The following is a 17,032-nucleotide window of genomic DNA, read 5'->3' as shown; positions in this document are numbered from 1 at the left end:
AATTCGGGTCAAGTCGGGGCACACAAAGGGCACAAAAGCCGCACAATACGCCCGCACTTTGGCTGCTTCTTGTCGGACGAGCGGCAGGAATCAACGGTTCCCGTTGTTTCGAGCGGGAGCGCGTTCCCCAACTCTACCGCGCTCAATCACATGGAATTGCCCCCTCCGTTTCTCTCACGGAGAGGGCAATACGCACTGCAAGGTGTATCTGCGGAGGATCAGCCGCCGGCGACCGCCGGGATGATCGAGACGCCCGCGCCGTCCGGCGTCGCCGTCTCCAGGCCCTGCTCGAAGCGCACGTCGTCGTCGTTGACGTAGACGTTGACGAAACGGCGCAGCTTGCCCTGGTCGTCCAGGACGCGGGCGGCGATGCCCGTGTGGTTCTTCTCCAGGTCGGAGATGACCTCGCCGAGGTTGGCCCCCTCGGCGCTGACCTCGGCACTGCCGCCGGTGTAGGTGCGCAGGATGGTCGGGATACGAACGGTCACGCTCATGCGAGGCCAGCCTCTCGGAAGGAGTCCAGGTTGGGACGGATCGTGGCGGTGAGGCCGGTGCCGGCCACCGCGTCGAGGGTCTTGAGGCCGTCGCCGGTGTTGAGGACGACCGTGGTCAGCGACGGGTCGAGGACGCCGTCCTCGATCAGCTTCTTCGTGACGCCGACCGTCACGCCGCCCGCCGTCTCCGCGAAGATGCCCTCGGTACGGGCGAGCAGCTTGATCGCGTCCACGATCTGCTCGTCGGTCACGTCCTCCACGGCACCGCCGGTGCGGCGGGCGATGTCGAGGACGTAGGGGCCGTCGGCCGGGTTGCCGATGGCCAGCGACTTGGCGATGGTGTCCGGCTTCTGCGGCCGGACCACGTCGTGACCGCCCTTGTACGCCGTGGAGACCGGCGAGCAGCCCTCGGCCTGCGCGCCGAAGATCTTGTACGGCCTGTCCTCGACCAGGCCGAGCTTGATCAGCTCCTGCAGCCCCTTGTCGATCTTCGTGAGCTGGGAGCCGGAGGCGATCGGGACGACGAGCTGGTCGGGCAGCCGCCAGCCGAGCTGCTCGCAGATCTCGTACGCGAGGGTCTTGGAACCCTCGGCGTAGTACGGGCGCAGGTTGACGTTGACGAAGCCCCAGCCCTCGCCGGCCGGGTCGCCGATCAGCTCGGAGCAGAAGCGGTTCACGTCGTCGTAGTTGCCCTCGATGCCGACCAGCTCGCCGCCGTAGACGGCGGCCATGACGACCTTGCCCTGCTCCAGGTCGTGCGGGATGAACACGCAGGAGCGGAAGCCGGCCCGGGCGGCGGCGGCACCGACCGCGCCGGCCAGGTTGCCGGTGGAGGAGCAGGACAGGGTGGTGAAGCCGAAGGCGCGGGCGGCCTCGATGGCCTGGGCGACGACGCGGTCCTTGAAGGAGTGCGTGGGGTTGCCGGAGTCGTCCTTGACGTAGAGCCCGCCGGTGACGCCCAGCTCGCGGGCGAGGTTGTCGGCCTTGACGAGCTTGGTCCAGCCGGGGTTGATGTTCGGCTTGGTCGCCACGTCGGCCGGGACGGGCAGCAGGGGGGCGTAGCGCCAGATGTTCGCGGGGCCCGCTTCGATCCGCTTGCGCAGCTCTTCGGTGTCGTGGCCGGAGAAGTCGTAGGCGATCTCCAGCGGGCCGAAACACTCCTCGCAGGCGAAGACCGGTCCGAGCGGTACCCGGTGGCCGCACTCCCGGCAGCTCAGGGCGGTGGCGGGGCCGAGGTCGACGGGGGAACCCGAGGCGTTCGCAGAGGACGCGGTGTTCGTGGGGTTCGTGGTGCTTTCGGCAGTCTGCACAGCCATGGAGGCGAGGCCCTTTCTCCTCATCTTCCTCACGACGCATCTCGCCGTGAGACGGATTTGGCACCTTCCCTAGCCGGGAGCCTCGCCACGTCTGTGTGACAAGAGCCGGCTGGAGGGTTGCCGGGGCTTCATCGGGCCGTATCCCTCTGCCCCTCTGGATGAGCGGTATGTGGTTGTTTTTCCGTTGTGCACGCGGCGACCCCGGCATGCGGTGGTCCCTCGCGTTGTTCAAGACTGTAACCGAAGGCCAGGACGGTTGAGATAGTCGTCCGTACCGCGAGATGGATCACAAAGGAGCCACCGGACGTGCTGGAAGAAGTCGAGCGCTGGCTGGCCGCACGCTCCTGGCGCGCCGCGGACCGGCCGGTCCAGCAGCTCCTGTCCGCCAAGCGCGCCACCGGGCAGTCGGTCAGCGTGGTGCTCCCCGCGCTGGACGAGGAGGCCACGGTCGGCGACATCGTCACGGTGATCCGGCGGGAGCTGATGGGCCGGGTCCCGCTCGTCGACGAGGTCGTGGTCGTGGACTCCGGGTCGAGCGACCGTACCTCGCAGGTGGCCGCGGCGGCCGGTGCGCGCGTCGTGCACCGCGACGCGATCCTGCCCCGCATCCCCGCCGTGCCCGGCAAGGGCGAGGTGCTGTGGCGCTCGCTGCTGGTCACCGGCGGGGACATCGTCTGCTTCGTCGACGCCGACCTGCGCGAGTTCTCCGCCGACTTCGTCTCCGGGATCGTGGGCCCGCTGCTGACCGACCCGGACGTGCACCTCGTCAAGGCCATGTACGACCGTCCGCTCGGCGCCGCCCCCGGGCAGGGCGGCCGGGTCACGGAGCTGATGGCCCGCCCGCTGCTCAACATGCACTGGCCGCAGCTGGCCGGCTTCGTCCAGCCGCTGGGCGGCGAGTACGCGGCCCGCCGCTCGCTGCTGGAACGGCTCCCGTTCCCGGTCGGCTACGGCGTCGAACTGGGCATGCTGGTCGACGCGTTGCACCTGGTGGGGCTGGACGCGCTCGCGCAGGTCGACGTCGGGGTGCGCGTCCACCGCCACCAGGACGGCCGGGCGCTGGGCCGGATGGCCGCCGCGATCTACCGCACCGCCCAGCTCCGGCTGGCCCGCGGCCACCTGCTCCGGCCGGCCCTCACCCAGTTCGAGCGGGGCGCCGACGGCTTCGAGGCGCGCACCCACGCCGTGGACACCGAGGAACGGCCCCCGATGACGGACATCGCGGAGTACGCGGCCCGGAGGGTGGCGTAGGCCTCGGGGGTCTCACCCCGGGACGCCGTCCGACCAGCGCCACCGGCCCGCCGAGTCCTGCTCGCAGGTCAGGTACTCGCCGCCCCGGCCGTGGGTGCTCAGTCCGTGGTGCTTGTTCGCGCAGAACTGGCCGTCGGCGTAGCAGTTGCCCGCGGGGCTCTTCAGCTCGCAGGCGCCGGAGCCGCCGCCGGTACCGCCGCCCCCGGTGCCGCCCGTACCGCCGCTGGTTGTGCCCGTGCCGCCGTCCCGTGTCTTCGACGGCTTCGGGGTCGGCTTCGGCGTGTGCAGCAGGCGCCCGGCGCAGTCGCGACCGTCGCGGGGGACGGTGAAGGTCACGGCGCCGGAGCCGCCGCTCTGCTCGCAGACCTTCTCGCCGCTGCCCCAGGAGGAGGCCCGCTGCCCGGTGCCCTGGAGGACCACGGTGTAGCCGACGTCCGCCTTCTCGGCGGCGCGGACGGCCGCCGCGATGCTGCCGCCGGTGAGGTCCGGCAGCGTGACGGGGGTGGGCGTGGGGGTGGGCGCCGGAGCCGGGGTCCCGGTGGCGGGGGACGCCTCGGGGGTGGGGCTGTCGCCCGGCGTCGCCGTGCCGGTGGCGGTGGCGGCCGGCGTGACCGCCGCGGCCGGCTCGTCCGCCCTCGTCCCCGTGTCGCCGTCGCCGCAGCCCGCCAGGGCCAGGGCGCCGGCCGCGATCAGCGCCGCCGTGCCGGCGAGTCCGCCGGTGCGCGGGCGCCGTGTACGTATGGGCATGCTTCGCCCACCCCCCAGATAGTTGAAATGCGCACCGCACATCCTCGGCCTGTTCACACTTCCTGCACAAGTCGTGTGACCGAATCGCAGCCGAGGGGACGCCTGCGCACGTTTGAGGTCTGAGGGGCCGGGCTAGGTTGAGGCGTATGGCTTCAAGCTTCGGTGCTGCTCAGGTGCTGGTCGCGTCCAATCGGGGACCGGTTTCGTACGAGGTGCGGGAGGACGGGTCGCTGCACGCCAAACGGGGCGGTGGCGGTCTGGTCTCGGGGCTCTCGGCCATCGGGCCGGACGCCGGCGCGCTGTGGGTGTGCTCGGCACTCGGCGAGGGCGACCGCGAGGCGGTGCGGCGCGGGGTCGGCGAGGACGGCGTACGGATGCTGGACGTGCCGGCCGACGTGCACGCGGACGCGTACAACGGGATCGCCAACTCGGTGCTGTGGTTCGTGCACCACATGCTCTACCAGACGCCCCTGGAGCCGGTCTTCGACGCGGAGTTCCGGCGGCAGTGGGCCTCCTACGAGGCGTACAACCGGGCCTTCGCCGAGGCGCTGGCCGAGGAGGCGGCCGAGGGCGCGGTCGCGATCGTGCAGGACTACCACCTGACGCTGGTGCCGGGGATGCTGCGCGAGCTGCGCCCCGACCTCAGGATCGGCCACTTCTCGCACACGCCGTGGGCTCCGGTCGACTACTTCCGGCTGCTGCCGGACGACATCGCCGAGCAGGTGCTGCGCGGGATGCTGGGCGCCGACCGGCTCGGGTTCCTCACCCGGCGCTGGGCCGACGCGTTCACCGCCTGCTGCGACGCCGTGGTGGGCGGGCTCGGCGGTACGGAGATCGGCGTGCACGGGCTCGGCGCCGACGGCGACTTCCTGCGGAAGCGCTCGCACGAGGCCGACGTCGAGGACCGGATGGCGGTTCTGCGGGAGGAGATCGGCACGGCGCCGGACGGGAGCCCGCGCCGCACCGTCGTGCGGGTGGACCGGACCGAGCTGTCCAAGAACATCGTGCGGGGGCTGCTGGCGTACCGGGAGCTGCTGGCGGGGCGGCCCGAGTGGCGCGAGCGGGTCGTGCACGTCGCCTTCGCCTACCCCTCGCGGCAGGATCTCGCCGTGTACCGGGACTACACGGCCGAGGTGCGGCGGGTCGCGGAGGCGATCAACGAGGAGTTCGGCACGCCGGGGTGGACGCCGGTGGTGCTGAACCTGAAGGACGACTTCGCGCGGTCGCTGGCCGCCTACCGGCTGGCGGACGTGGCGCTCGTCAACCCCGTCCGGGACGGGATGAACCTGGTCGCGAAGGAGGTGCCGGTGGTCTCCGACGCGGGGTGTGCGCTGGTGCTGTCGCGGGAGGCGGGGGCGTACGAGGAGCTGGGCGAGGACGCGGTGGTGGTGAACCCGTACGACGTGGTGGGGACCGCCGACGCGCTGCACCGGGCGCTCGGCCTGCCGGCCGGGGAACGGGCCGAGCGGTCGAAGCGGCTGGCGGCCGCCGGCACCGCGCTGCCCCCGGCGCGGTGGTTCCTGGAGCAGCTCGACGCGTTGCGGGGCTGACGGGCGGGCGCGGGCTACCCGGCCTGGACCGGCGGGCAGGTGCCGGTGTCCGCGCCGATCGAGTTGATCTCCGCGTTCGACCGCGGGTCGCCCGCGTAGTCGAGCTGATCCGTGCACTTCACCCCGTCCCCCTTCGGAGCGCCGGACGACGAGCCGCCGGTCCGCGGGGCGGGGCAGGTGCCGGTGTCCGCGCCGATCGAGTTGATCTCCGCGTTCGACCGCGGGTCGCCCGCGTAGTCGAGCTGATCCGTGCACTTCACCCCGTCCCCCTTCGGAGCGCCGGACGACGAGCCGCCGGTCCGCGGGGCGGGGCAGGTGCCGGTGTCCGCGCCGATCGAGTTGATCTCCGCGTTCGACCGCGGGTCACCGGCGTAGTCGAGCTGGTCCGTGCACTTCACCCCGTCCTGCTTCGGGGCGCCGGACGACGAGCCGCCGGTGGCGGTGCCCTTGCCGGCCGCGGGGGGCGCGGTGGCGGTGGGTGAGCCGGAGGCCAGGGCGTCGTGGGGGCCGCCGCCGTCCTGGCCGGTGCCGCAGGCGGTGAGCGCCAGGCCGAGGGCGACGGTGGCGAGGGCGAGCATCGGGGTCTTCCGAACGGTCATGGCGGTTCCTCCACGGTCCTGGGCCTGCGCCTCGGTGAACAGGCTCTACGGCGTGCAAGAGCCGGGGGCCGCGGACCGGGTTGCCCCGCCACCGGCGTCCGGACACGCCTGTGACGGGCGGGGGAAACGGCCGTGACGTTGTCTCAGGCCAGCCGGTGCGCGAGGGCCGCCAGGAGGGCCACCACTCCGGCCGGGCCGGGCACCTCGACGTCCGCGCGCTTGCTCAGTTCCGTCACCTCGTCGCTTCCGCTGCAGACCAGGAGCCCCGGGATGCCCTCGGCGCGGAGGGTGTCGACGGCCGCGTAGGCCGGGAGGTCGCCGAGGTCGTCCCCGGCGAAGAGGACGGAGGCGGCGCCGAGGGAGTGGACGTACGACCTGAGGGCGGCGCCCTTGTCCATGCCGGGCGGGCGCAGCTCCAGGACCATGCGGCCGGGCTCGACGATCAGGCCGTGACGGGAGGCCAGGTCGGCGAGGGGAGCGCGCAGGGTGTCGAAGGCGGCCCGCGGGTCGGGGGCGCGGCGGGTGTGGACGGCGACCGCGTGGCCCTTGTCCTCCGTCCAGGTGCCCTCCGCCGCCCCGGACCGCTCCAGCAGCCCCGGCAGCTCGGCGCGGACGGCGGTGACGCCGGGGTGCGGCTCGGGCGTGGTGAGGGTGCCGGTGGCGGCGTCCCAGCGCTCGGCGCCGTAGTGGCCGAGGACGACGAGGCGGTCGAGTCCGGGTACACCGGCGAAGCCGCCGTGACCGACCGCGACCTCGGCGGGGCGGCCGGTGATCACCGCGATCGAGGCGACCTTCGGCGCCAGGGCCGCGAGCGCCGGTACGGCGTCCGGGTGGGCGCGGGCCTGGTCGGGGTCGGGCACGATCGGGGCGAGCGTGCCGTCGAAGTCCAGCGCGACCACCGCGCGGCCCGGGTGCGCGAGGAGGGCGTCGAGCCCTTCGCGGCCGGCCGCGGTCGCGGGCGTCGGCAGGGAGTGCGGGGAGTCGTCTCGGGTGGAGTCCTGGTGGCTGCCCATACCGCGAACCTATCCCGCACGGGCCGGGCGCACGCCTCCCCCGCGGTCCGCCCGTCCGAACCGGCGGGACGCGGGCGCTCTAGCGCTCCGCGCGGCGCGACTCGCGTACGCGGCGCAGGCGGTTGACCGTCACCGGGTCGGCGGCGAGGGCGCGGGGGTCGTCCAGGAGGGCGTTGAGGAGCTGGTAGTAGCGGACGGGGGCCAGGCCCAGCTCCTCGCGGACGGCGCGCTCCTTGGCGCCGGGGCCGGAGAAGCCCCGGCGTTCCAGTGCGAGGATGCCCCGCTCCCGCTCGGCCAGCTCTCCCAGGTCCATGTAGGGCACCGTAACGCCCGCCACCGACAGCGCGCCCGCCCCGCGGCTATTCCCCGCTGCCCGCCCGCATCGCCGTCAGCTGGATCTGGGCGAGTACGTCTTTGGGGCTGCCCCCGGGGGCGACCGCCTGGCCGATGCGCTTCTTGACGTCCGCGCTGACCGAGGCCCAGGAGGTCTTGCCCACCGGGTACAGCTCGGAGAGCAGCAGCTCGTCGAGGAACGGCTTGAGCTTCTCGTCCTCCGCCGCGCCGCTCATGGTCCGCGACGCCGAGGTGGTCACCGGCAGCAGGTCGTACTCGCGGGAGAAGTCGACGACGTTCTCCTCGCTGTAGACGAAGTCGAGGAACTCGCCGATCTCCTTCTGGTGGCCGTTCTTCTTGAAGGCCGTCATCCAGTCGGTGACCCCGAGGGTGTTCTCGCTCTCGCCGTCGACGCCGGGGGTGGTCACCATGCCGTACTTCACGCCCTTGCCGGACGCCGTCTTCATCAGCGAGGGGTGCCCGTTGAGCATGCCGACGTCGCCGTTGGCGAAGGCGGCGAAGGCGTCGGCGCGGTCCAGCTTGCCGGGGGCGACCGGGCCGGTCAGGCCCTTGGCGACCAGTTCGTCGCGCAGCCAGGTGAAGGTGGTGACGTTCTGCGGGGAGTCGACGGAGTAGGTGCCGACGTCGTCGGTGTAGCCGCCGCCCCCGCTGAGCATCCACTGCATCGTCTCGGCCTGCGCCTCCTCGGCGCCCAGCGGCAGGGCGTACGGGTACTTCACGCCCTTCTCCTTGAGCGCCTCGGCGGCCTCGGCGAGGTCGTCCCAGGACGTGGGCGGGGTGACGCCGGCCTCGGCGAAGAGGGTCTTGTTGTAGAAGAGCACCCGGGTGGAGGCGGCGAAGGGCATGCCGTACTGCACGCCGTTGACCTGGCCGGCCCCGGCCAGCTGGGAGACGAAGTCGGCCTGGACCGGGATGGAGAGCACGTCGTCGGCCCGGTAGAGCAGGTCCTGGTCCGCGTAGTCGGAGTAGGCGCCGATCTGCGCCATGGCGGGGGCCTTGCCGGCCTCGACCAGCTCGCGGACCTCGCGGTCCACGTCGCTCCAGGAGTAGACGGTGACGTCCACGTGCACGTCGGGGTTCTTGGCCTCGTAGGACTTCACCAGCTCGTCCCAGTACTTCTGGGAGCTGTTGTCCTTGCTGTCGCCGTAGTCGGCGGCGACGAGCTCGAGTGTCACCTCGCCGGAGTCGCCGGTGAGGCCGCAGCCGCCGAGGACCGCCGTCATGCCCAGTGCGGACACCACCGCGATCATTCCTGTCCTACGCCGCTGCACCTGTTCCCCAACCCTGCCGACGACTCGTCGTTCACCCCGCGCCGTCCACTCGCGTCGTCCCCCGCGTCGTTCACCCGCGTTGTTCTCTGCTCGTTCGCGCGTTCGCTTACCGGATTAAGGTCTACACCACGTAAGTGGACTAGACCTCTCCCGGGTAGACGGGCCACACTGTCCCCGTGAGACATGTCATCGCCCTCGATGTGGGCGGCACCGGGATGAAGGCCGCCCTGGCGGGGCCGGGGGGCGAGCTGCTGCACCAGGCGCGCCGGGCCACCGGCCGCGAGCGGGGCCCCGAGGCGGTCGTCGCCGGCATCCTCGACTTCGCCGCCGAGCTGCGGGCCTACGGCGCCGACCGCTTCGGCGAGCCGGCCCGCGCCGCCGGCGTCGCCGTCCCCGGCATCGTCGACGCCGAGCAGGGCGTCGCCGTCTACGCGGCCAACCTCGGCTGGCGCGACGTACCGCTGCGGGCGCTGCTCGGCGAACGGCTCGGCTCCGTTCCGGTCGCCCTCGGCCACGACGTGCGCACCGGCGGACTCGCCGAGGGCCGGATCGGTGCCGGCCGGGGCGCCGACCGGTTCCTGTTCGTGCCGCTGGGCACCGGGATCGCGGGTGCCATCGGCATCGACGGACGCGTCGAGGCGGGCGCCCACGGCTTCGCGGGCGAGATCGGCCACGTCGTCGTGCGCCCCGGCGGCATCGCCTGCCCGTGCGGGCAGCGCGGCTGCCTGGAGCGGTTCGCCTCCGCGTCGGCGGTCAGCCAGGCGTGGGCCCAGGCCTGCGGCGACCCGGCGGCGGACGCCGCCGACTGCGCCAAGGCCGTCGAGTCGGGCGACGCCCGTGCGCTCGCCGTGTGGCAGGACGCGGTGGACGCGCTCGCCGACGGGCTGGTCGCCGCGCTCACTCTGCTGGACCCGCGGGTCCTGATCATCGGTGGCGGCCTCGCCGAGGCGGGGGAAACCTTGTTCACACCGCTGCGGGACGCCGTCCGGCGGCGCGTCACCTTCCAGAAGCTGCCGAAGATCGTCCCCGCCGCACTCGGGGACACCGCCGGCTGCCTGGGTGCCGGGCTGATGGCCTGGGACCTGCTCGCCGCTCCGACGGCGTCCGGCACCACCGCCACGACTTCCACGACCGCGACTCCCCCGGAGGTAACCACCTGATGGCCCCAAGCAAGGTTCTCGCCGGTGCCCGGGTGGTACTGCCCACCGGGACCGTGGACGACGGCCGCGTGATCGTCGACGGCACGCGGATCGTGGACACGGCTCCCCCGCAGGCCCAGGTCGTCGACCTGCCGGGCCACTGGGTGGTCCCCGGTTTCGTCGACATCCACAACCACGGGGGCGGCGGCGCCTCCTTCGCCGGCGGCACCGCGGAGGACGTCCTCAAGGGCGTCGAGACCCACCGCAGGCACGGCACCACCACGGTGGTGGCCTCCGCCGTCACCGGCGACCTGGACTTCCTCGCCCGGCACGCCGGGATGCTGGCCGAGCTCGCGCAGCAGGACGACATCGTTGGCATCCACTTCGAGGGGCCGTTCATCTCCCCCTGCCGCAAGGGCGCCCACGACGAGCAGCTGCTGCGCGACCCGGACCCGGCCGAGGTGCGCAAGCTGGTCGACGCGGCGCACGGCCACGCGAAGATGATGACGCTGGCGACCGAGCTGCCGGGCGGCCTGGACTCCGTACGGCTGCTGGTCGAGCACGGCGTGATCGCGGCCGTCGGGCACACCGACGCCACCTACGAGCAGACCGTGCGGGCCATCGACGCGGGCGCGACCGTCGCCACGCACCTCTTCAACGCGATGCCCCCGGTCGGCCACCGCGCCCCGGGTCCGATCACGGCGCTGCTTGAGGACGAGCGGATCACCGTCGAGCTGATCAACGACGGCACCCACCTGCACCCGGCCGCGCTGCAACTGGCCTTCCACCACGCGGGTGCCTCCCGGGTCGCGTTCATCACCGACGCGATGGACGCGGCCGGCTTCGGCGACGGCCGCTATCTGCTCGGCCCGCTGGAGGTCGAGGTCGCCGACGGCGTGGCCCGGCTGGTGGAGGGCGGCTCGATCGCGGGCTCCACGCTCACCCTGGACCGCGCGTTCAAGCGGGCGGTGACCGTCGACCGGCTGCCCGTCGGGGACGTCGTCGCGGCGATCTCGGCCAACCCGGCGCGGCTGCTGGGCCTGGACGACCGGGTCGGCTCCCTGGAGCCCGGCAAGGACGCCGACCTGGTGGTCCTGGACGACGCCTTCGACCTGGTGGGCGTGATGCGCCGGGGCGAATGGGTGGTCGATCCCCAACTGGGCTGATCCGTCCCCGACTCCACCCCCGGAACGGGCCGGTGACGGCCGCTCCGGGGGCTGGGCCGACCGCCGCCCGTTTGGCATGATCGTGTCGTGGAGCACGGCTCCGCGGACACATCCAGCCGCAGACGATCGGGGGAGGTCGGCACGGTGATCCTCACCGTCACTCTCAACACCGCGCTCGACATCACCTACCGCGTCCAGGGCTTCAGGCCCCACGCCTCCCACCGGGTGACCGAGGTGACCGAGCGGCCCGGCGGCAAGGGGCTGAACGTGGCCCGGGTGCTGGCGGCCCTCGGGCACGAGGTGACGGTCACCGGCTTCGCGGGCGGCACCACCGGGGACGTCGTCAGCGAGCGGCTGGCCGGGGTGCCCGGGGTGAGCGACGCGCTCGTGCCGGTCGCGGGCGCGACCCGGCGGACCGTCGCCGTCGTCGACGAGCGCACCGGCGACACCACCCAGCTCAACGAGCCGGGTCCGGCCGTGGCGCCCGCCGAGTGGACCGCCTTCCAGGAGGCGTACGCGGACCTGCTGACCGGAGCCGCCGCGGTGGCCCTGTGCGGCAGCCTGCCGCCGGGGGTTCCGGTGGGCGCCTACGCCGGGCTGGTGCGCACCGCGCGCTCCGCGGGCGTGCCGGTGCTGCTCGACACCAGCGGGGAGCCGCTGCGGCGGGGCCTGGCCGCCCGCCCGGACCTGATCAAGCCGAACGCCGACGAACTGGCCGAGCTGACCGGCACGCACGAACCGCAGCGGGCCGCGCAGGCCGCCCGGCGCCGCGGTGCCCGCTCGGTGGTCGCCTCGCTCGGTGCCGAGGGGCTGCTCGCGGTGACGCCGGAGGGCCGCTGGCGCGCCGCCCCGCCGGCCCACGTCCGCGGCAACCCGACCGGCGCGGGCGACTCCGCGGTGGCGGGCCTGCTCTCCGGCCTGGTGGAGCACCTGCCCTGGCCGCAGACGCTGGCCCGGGCGGTGGCCCTGTCGGCGGCGACGGTGCTGGCGCCGGTGGCGGGCGAGTTCGACCGGGCGGCGTACGAGGAGCTGCTCGGGCGCGTGGTCGCGGTGACGGCGGAGGCGGGCGCGGCGTGATGATGCGCCACATCATGACGCAAAAGAGGCACGCTGTAGATCAAACGCTCCGCTAATGTCGTGAACATGATCTTTAAGTAGACCCGGAGCCGCAGGACCGTACAGTTGATCGGCACAGCAATGGGGGCCATCGCTCTTACTGTGGCGACATCGAACACCGCCCAGGCCACCCCCCTTCAGCCTGAATGTTCGACCACAGGCGCGTGGGGATACGTCTACGCAGACTGGTACGGCGCCGCCAGTCGGATCGACTTCCAGATGACGTTCTCAGACACGAAGGCGGACGGGCATCACGCCGCTGCCCGACTAGTGACCGAGGACGTCAATGGGGTGAAAAAGTATTGGCCGTGGCATAAGGACACGAACGGCGCCAACAATGGCGCAGTCGACTACAACTCATACGCGACGAACAGCTCAGGCATATTTGACTGGGGGGTCCAGGTAGGCAGGTTCGAAGGAAGCACCATGCTGAACTCGTGCACTGACTGGGCAATCGCCTGACACTCAGCACCTTGATGTGGGGCGGCATCGCGCCGTCCCACATCCGCGGACGGCGTCTCTACTGCGACTCCGTCTCTAGCCAGAACTGATCGAGATTCACGTTGCACTGGTCGCCCTCGTTGCAGGCCAGCTCGATCGTGTTGGTTCCCTTGGTCAGGTTCACGTTGGCCCAGGTGGTCTGCCAACCTTTTTCCCAGTCCCCCTCAGGGGTGCCGCCGAAGTTCTTCATGTTCAGCGGACGCGGGGAGGCTTTGCCGTTGACGACTAGGGTCGCGTCAGCGTCCTTGCCCGGGATGCCGTAGCGCACATTCAGCCGGTAGCTCCCGGCCTTCTCAATTCCGTCGACGGTCCAGGTGACCTTCGCGCCGACCTGGTTGAAGCCCGTGACGTAGACACCACCGTCTGCCTCCGCACCCTCGATGTCCGAGGCCGTCCCCATGCCCGGCGACAGCCGCATCGCCTTCGCCTCGACGGAGGGCAGCTCGACCTCGTCGTCGCCGCCGCCGCTCGCCGACGGGCTCGGCCCGGTGCTCTGGGACTGGGTGGGGGTGGTGTCACCGCCCGCCTCGTCGCCGCCCTTGTCGTCGTCGGTGCCGCTGCTCGTCATGGCCACGGCGATGCCGATGACCACGGCGGCGACGACCGCCACCGCGCCGATCAGCAGGCCCTTGGTGTTGGGGCCGCGGCGTCCGCCGCCCCCGCCGTGCCCGGAGGGCTGCTGCGGGCCCGCGGCGCCGCCGCCCCCGCCGGGGAGGGTCTCCGGGGCCGCGTAGTGCGCGTTCGGCTGACCGTAGACGCCCTGCGGCTGACCGTAGGCGCCCTGCTGGGGCGGGGCGGCCTGGCCGTAGGCGGCGGTCTGCGCGCCCTGGGACTGCGGTGCGCCGTACTGCCGTGTGCCGACGGGACGCACCCGGTTGACCGAGTTCGGGTAGCCGTAGCCACCGGACGGCGGCTGGGCCCCGTTGGCCTGCCCGTCGGCGTAGAGGTAGCCGAAGGGGTCGTCGTCCTCGGGCGTGCTCGCGCCGTTGTTGCCGGGCGTCATCCCTAGGTCTCCTAACCAGATGCGTCGCGTGGTGCGGTACGGGTGGGTGAGAGAGCGAGCCTACCCGCTCCCACTGCCCCAAACGGGTGACTCATACCGCATCAGCGCACTGACCTGCGGTTCATCCGGCACGACGATGTTGTTTGGGACGAGATCGTTTCTCGACGTACATCCGCTCGTCGGCCGACTTCAGCACCTCGTCCGCCGTCATGCCGCAGTGGGCCCAGCCGATGCCGAAACTGGCGCCCACGCGGACGGCCCGGCCCTCGGCCCTGATCGGCTGGATGATCTCGCCCCGCAGCCGTACGGCGAGGTCCTGGGCGTCGGCCCGGCCGAGCCCGTTGGCGAGGATCACGAACTCGTCGCCGCCGAGCCGGGCCACGGTGTCGCCGTCGCGGACGCCGCCGCTGAGCCGCCGGGCGACCTCGATGAGCACGGCGTCGCCCGCGTTGTGACCGAACCGGTCGTTGATCGACTTGAAGCCGTCCAGGTCGCAGAAGAGGACGGCGAGCCCCTTGGCGCCGTCGTCGCGGCCGTCCTCGGGCGCCACGGCGTGCACGTGGTGGTCGAAGGCGCCGTACGGCTCGGCGGCGGCGCCGAAGTCGAAGGTGTGGCCGCCGGAGTCGAACACGGCGGAGTGCCCGTAGGCGGCGTCCATGGCGTCGGCCACGGCCGCGTGCGAGGACTGCGGGCGCTGGCACAGCCGGGCGGCGAGGCGGGAGCGCAGCTCGGCACTGTTCGGCAGGCCGGTGAGGGAGTCGTGGGAGGCGCGGTGGGCGAGCTGGAGCTCGCGGCGCTTGCGCTCCTCGATGTCCTCGACGTGGGTGAGCAGGAACCGCGGCCCGTCGGCGGCGTCGGCGACGACGCTGTTGCGCAGCGAGACCCAGACGTAGGTGCCGTCGCGGCGGCCCAGGCGCAGCTCGGCCCGGCCGCCCTCGGCGGAGGTGCGCAGCAGGGTGCCGATGTCCTCGGGGTGGACGAGGTCGGAGAAGGCGTAGCGGCGCATCGCGGAGGCGCGGCGGCCCAGCAGGCGGCACAGCGCGTCGTTGGTGCGCAGGATGCGTCCGTGCTGGTCGCCGCCCATCTCGGCGATGGCCATGCCGGAGGGGGCGTACTCGAAGGCCTGCCGGAAGCTCTCCTCGCTGGCCCTGAGCGCCTGCTGGTCGCGCTCCAGGCGGACCAGGGCGCGCTGCATGTTGGAGCGGAGGCGGGCGTTGCTGATCGCGATGGCGGCCTGGAAGGCGTACATCTGCAGCGCCTCGCGGCCCCAGGCGCCGGGTCGGCGGCCGTTGCGCGGCCGGTCCACGGACAGGACGCCGATCAGCTCCCCGCTGCTGCCGCCGCCCATCGGGCCGGGCGCGTACATCGGGGCGAAGAGCCGGTCCGAGGGGTGCCACTCGTCCTCGAAGCGGGGCGCGGGCCCGTCGGTGTACCACTGGGGGACGTCGTCGTCGTCGAGGACCCAGCCCTCGGTGTGGGGTATGAAGATCAGGTCGCCCCACTGCTCGCCCATGTTCAGGCGCCGGTCCCAGGACGCGCGGGAGCCCGAGCGTCCGGTGATGAGCGCCTCGGCGGCCTGGTTGCCGGCGAAGGCGGCGACGACGAGATCGCCGTCGGGGCCGACCAGGTTGACGCATGCCAGCTCGTAGCCGAGGGCCTGCACGACGCCGTCGGCGACGGCCTGCAGGGTGTCGGCCAGGCTGCGGGCCTTGTTCATGTCGGCCATGGCCTGGTGCAGCTGCCGCAGGGAGGCCAGGCGGACATAGGGCTCAGAGTCGGTCTCCATGCTCGCCCTCCCCCCGAGACCTCGCAGTGAATCAAGGGTGCTCTTCGGCACCTTTACCGACGGTGCCCTTGCAGGTTCCCCGCCACTGAATCACAGCGCGCTCCCCACTCGGTACACAGGGTCAACAATTACCGCTTCTTGTGACTCAAGTCACAGCGAAACATGAACAATTGAGTGGGGTTTCTGCGTTTTCTCTGTGCGTTTACCGAACGCAAAGTTTGTAGGTATGCGCACATCTCTGCGCGGCTCCTTCTGTGGTCCTAGGTCCTGTTTGGGACCGGGGCCCGATGTCCCGCCGATCTCCCGGAGATTAGCGTGGCGGAGTGCCGAATACCGCGTCTCTCACGCCCCTTGCGTCCCCGTTCCCGTCGCCCGCCTCCGGGCATGCTGAGGGGGTGAGCAACGAGGAGTTCCGTGCCGCCATGTCCCGGCTGGCCTCGGGCGTGGTCCTGGTGACCGCGCAGGAGCCGCCGCTGGACCCCGACGACCCGCTGGCCCCGCGCGGCGAGGACGTCGGCATGACGGCGACCGCCTTCATGTCGGTGTCCCTGGACCCGCCGCTGGTCCTGGTCAGCCTGCGCGAGGGCTCCCGCATGGACGACCTGCTGGACGAGCAGCCCCTGTGGGCCGTCTCCGTCCTCGCCGAGAGCCAGCGGCACATCGCGGGCCGCTTCGCGATGAAGGGCCGCGTCAGCGACCGCCTGCTGTTCGCGGACATCCCGTACACGCGGGGCGGGGCGACCGGGGCGCCCCTGGCGGGCGGGGCCCTCGCGACGCTGGAGTGCCGCACCGAGCAGCGGGTGCCGGCCGGGGACCACACCCTGGTGATCGGCCGGGTCCTGACCGCCGCGCTGCCGAGCGCGGACGGAGGGCCGCTGACGTACTTCCGGGGGCGCTACCGGCAGCTGAGCTGATCGGAAACGGCTCGCCCGAGGGGCGGGGACCCGCCTGTGGTGCGCCCATGACGACCGGCCCCGGGCTCCGACTGGAGACGATCACTTCCGCGAACCCCGCCGCCGCCCACGGCATCCGGGGGCGCCTGGCCCCGGCTGATCCTGGACGGCGACCGCCCGTCGGCTTCCGGCCCCCCGGGGGGTTCTACCCGGGTCCCGGCTTCCGCCCGGACGGGTCGACCAGCGGGATCAGACGGTGGGCGTGCTGAAGACGGCCTGACCAGGGCTCAGTCCCAGTTCTTCGGGGAGCGGCCGCGCTTGGTCTGCGAGCGCTCCTTCTTCTTCCGCAGCCGGCGCTCGTTGATACCGCGCGGGACGCGGGTCGGCCTGCGGGGCCTGGGCGGGGGCGCGGTGGCCTCGGCGAGCAGGGCGGCGAGGCGTACGGCGGCGGTCTCGCGGTTGCGCCACTGGGAGCGGTGCTCGGAGGCGCGGACGGTGACGACGCCGTCGGCCAGGCGCCCGGCCAGCCGCTCCAGCGCGCGCTGCTTCCACACCTCGGGCAGGGCCTCGGTGCGCGCCAGGTCGAACCGCAGTTCCACCGCGGTGTCCGTGGTGTTGACGTGCTGTCCGCCGGGCCCCGAGGAACGCGAGAAACGCCAGACGAGCTCGGCCTCGGGCAGGGAGACGGAGCCGCGGATGACATGGGGACCGGACATACCCTCCATGTTCCCGCCCCCGGACGGCCCACGTCACCCCAATATCCCGGCCCCGGCGCCTCCCCCGGTGTGCGGTCCCGCCCGCACGACCCACCGCCGTCTCGGTAAAGAAAGTAA

The 17,032-nt window shown here is 72.5% G+C and carries 17 protein-coding genes and 1 riboswitch; of the genes, 7 read left to right on the top strand and 10 right to left on the bottom strand.

What is annotated here, in order from left to right; translation table 11 throughout:
• Positions 1 to 218 precede the first annotated feature (218 nt).
• Together EV562_RS23900 and thrC are read right to left on the bottom strand one after the other, a co-directional pair.
• Positions 219 to 494 carry a MoaD/ThiS family protein gene (locus EV562_RS23900; protein ID WP_133888904.1) on the bottom strand — a complete coding sequence of 92 codons (276 nt, stop codon included), beginning with the start codon at positions 492 to 494 and terminating at the stop codon, positions 219 to 221.
• On the bottom strand, positions 491 to 1,810 hold the full coding sequence (thrC, locus tag EV562_RS23895; protein ID WP_166661967.1) for a threonine synthase: 1,320 nt from the start codon (positions 1,808 to 1,810) through the stop codon (positions 491 to 493). Before thrC ends, EV562_RS23900 begins: the two co-directional genes overlap by 4 nt.
• A 17-nt stretch (positions 1,811 to 1,827) precedes the next feature.
• Positions 1,828 to 1,975, bottom strand: a riboswitch (SAM riboswitch).
• A gap of 141 nt (positions 1,976 to 2,116) precedes the next feature.
• On the opposite strand from thrC, the gene EV562_RS23890 reads away from it, so the two are divergent.
• Positions 2,117 to 3,061, top strand: coding sequence for a glucosyl-3-phosphoglycerate synthase (locus EV562_RS23890; RefSeq protein WP_133888903.1), 945 nt, complete (start codon positions 2,117 to 2,119; stop codon positions 3,059 to 3,061).
• Between the two features lie 12 nt (positions 3,062 to 3,073).
• Here EV562_RS23890 and EV562_RS23885 read toward each other — a convergent pair whose 3' ends face one another.
• Positions 3,074 to 3,808, bottom strand: a complete 735-nt coding sequence (locus EV562_RS23885; protein ID WP_133888902.1) for a hypothetical protein — start codon at positions 3,806 to 3,808, stop codon at positions 3,074 to 3,076.
• A gap of 146 nt (positions 3,809 to 3,954) precedes the next feature.
• On the opposite strand from EV562_RS23885, the gene EV562_RS23880 reads away from it, so the two are divergent.
• On the top strand, positions 3,955 to 5,358 hold the full coding sequence (locus EV562_RS23880) for a trehalose-6-phosphate synthase (protein ID WP_133888901.1): 1,404 nt from the start codon (positions 3,955 to 3,957) through the stop codon (positions 5,356 to 5,358).
• 14 nt (positions 5,359 to 5,372) lie between these two features.
• Here EV562_RS23880 and EV562_RS23875 read toward each other — a convergent pair whose 3' ends face one another.
• The 4 genes from EV562_RS23875 to EV562_RS23860 all read right to left on the bottom strand — a co-directional run bounded on the left by EV562_RS23875 (position 5,373) and on the right by EV562_RS23860 (position 8,574).
• The gene (locus EV562_RS23875; RefSeq protein WP_133888900.1) at positions 5,373 to 5,957 is read right to left on the bottom strand and encodes a hypothetical protein; all 585 of its coding nucleotides are present in this window, start codon (positions 5,955 to 5,957) and stop codon (positions 5,373 to 5,375) included.
• A gap of 143 nt (positions 5,958 to 6,100) precedes the next feature.
• Positions 6,101 to 6,970 (bottom strand): trehalose-phosphatase, encoded by an 870-nt coding sequence (gene otsB / locus EV562_RS23870; RefSeq protein WP_133888899.1) that lies wholly within the window; start codon positions 6,968 to 6,970, stop codon positions 6,101 to 6,103.
• 79 nt (positions 6,971 to 7,049) lie between these two features.
• Entirely contained in the window at positions 7,050 to 7,283 is a 234-nt protein-coding gene (locus EV562_RS23865) for a DUF3263 domain-containing protein (RefSeq protein ID WP_133888898.1), read from the bottom strand.
• Positions 7,284 to 7,329: 46 nt separating this feature from the next.
• Positions 7,330 to 8,574: an extracellular solute-binding protein gene (locus EV562_RS23860; protein ID WP_243860142.1), complete on the bottom strand. Its 1,245-nt coding sequence runs from the start codon at positions 8,572 to 8,574 to the stop codon at positions 7,330 to 7,332.
• A 197-nt stretch (positions 8,575 to 8,771) separates the two neighbouring features.
• Between EV562_RS23860 and EV562_RS23855 the strand changes: the two genes are divergently transcribed.
• From EV562_RS23855 to EV562_RS23840, 4 genes are all read left to right on the top strand, one after another.
• Positions 8,772 to 9,755, top strand: coding sequence for an ROK family protein (locus EV562_RS23855; RefSeq protein ID WP_133888896.1), 984 nt, complete (start codon positions 8,772 to 8,774; stop codon positions 9,753 to 9,755).
• On the top strand, positions 9,755 to 10,900 hold the full coding sequence (gene nagA / locus EV562_RS23850) for an N-acetylglucosamine-6-phosphate deacetylase (RefSeq protein WP_133888895.1): 1,146 nt from the start codon (positions 9,755 to 9,757) through the stop codon (positions 10,898 to 10,900). Before EV562_RS23855 ends, nagA begins: the two co-directional genes overlap by 1 nt.
• Positions 10,901 to 11,044: 144 nt before the next feature.
• Positions 11,045 to 11,977, top strand: coding sequence for a 1-phosphofructokinase family hexose kinase (locus EV562_RS23845; RefSeq protein WP_133889118.1), 933 nt, complete (start codon positions 11,045 to 11,047; stop codon positions 11,975 to 11,977).
• 105 nt (positions 11,978 to 12,082) lie between these two features.
• Complete coding sequence (locus EV562_RS23840; protein ID WP_133888894.1) at positions 12,083 to 12,478, top strand: hypothetical protein; 396 nt, start codon at positions 12,083 to 12,085, stop codon at positions 12,476 to 12,478.
• A gap of 58 nt (positions 12,479 to 12,536) precedes the next feature.
• On the opposite strand, the gene EV562_RS23835 is transcribed toward EV562_RS23840, so the two are convergent.
• Both EV562_RS23835 and cdgB read right to left on the bottom strand, forming a co-directional pair.
• On the bottom strand, positions 12,537 to 13,520 hold the full coding sequence (locus EV562_RS23835; RefSeq protein ID WP_133888893.1) for a CBM35 domain-containing protein: 984 nt from the start codon (positions 13,518 to 13,520) through the stop codon (positions 12,537 to 12,539).
• A 121-nt stretch (positions 13,521 to 13,641) separates the two neighbouring features.
• Positions 13,642 to 15,306 (bottom strand): diguanylate cyclase CdgB, encoded by a 1,665-nt coding sequence (gene cdgB / locus EV562_RS23830; protein ID WP_133888892.1) that lies wholly within the window; start codon positions 15,304 to 15,306, stop codon positions 13,642 to 13,644.
• A gap of 422 nt (positions 15,307 to 15,728) precedes the next feature.
• Here cdgB and EV562_RS23825 point away from each other — a divergent pair, with 422 nt between their 5' ends.
• Positions 15,729 to 16,220: a flavin reductase family protein gene (locus EV562_RS23825; protein WP_243860150.1), complete on the top strand. Its 492-nt coding sequence runs from the start codon at positions 15,729 to 15,731 to the stop codon at positions 16,218 to 16,220.
• 266 nt (positions 16,221 to 16,486) lie between these two features.
• On the opposite strand, the gene arfB is transcribed toward EV562_RS23825, so the two are convergent.
• A complete protein-coding gene (arfB, locus tag EV562_RS23820) occupies positions 16,487 to 16,924 on the bottom strand; it encodes an alternative ribosome rescue aminoacyl-tRNA hydrolase ArfB (RefSeq protein ID WP_133888890.1) in 438 nt (145 codons plus the stop codon).
• Positions 16,925 to 17,032 lie beyond the last annotated feature (108 nt).

The organism is Streptomyces sp. BK208, from assembly GCF_004364245.1.
Classification (GTDB): domain Bacteria; phylum Actinomycetota; class Actinomycetes; order Streptomycetales; family Streptomycetaceae; genus Streptomyces.
The sequence above is the reverse complement of the archived record's forward strand: the minus strand, read 5'-3'. Positions and strand labels throughout refer to the sequence as shown.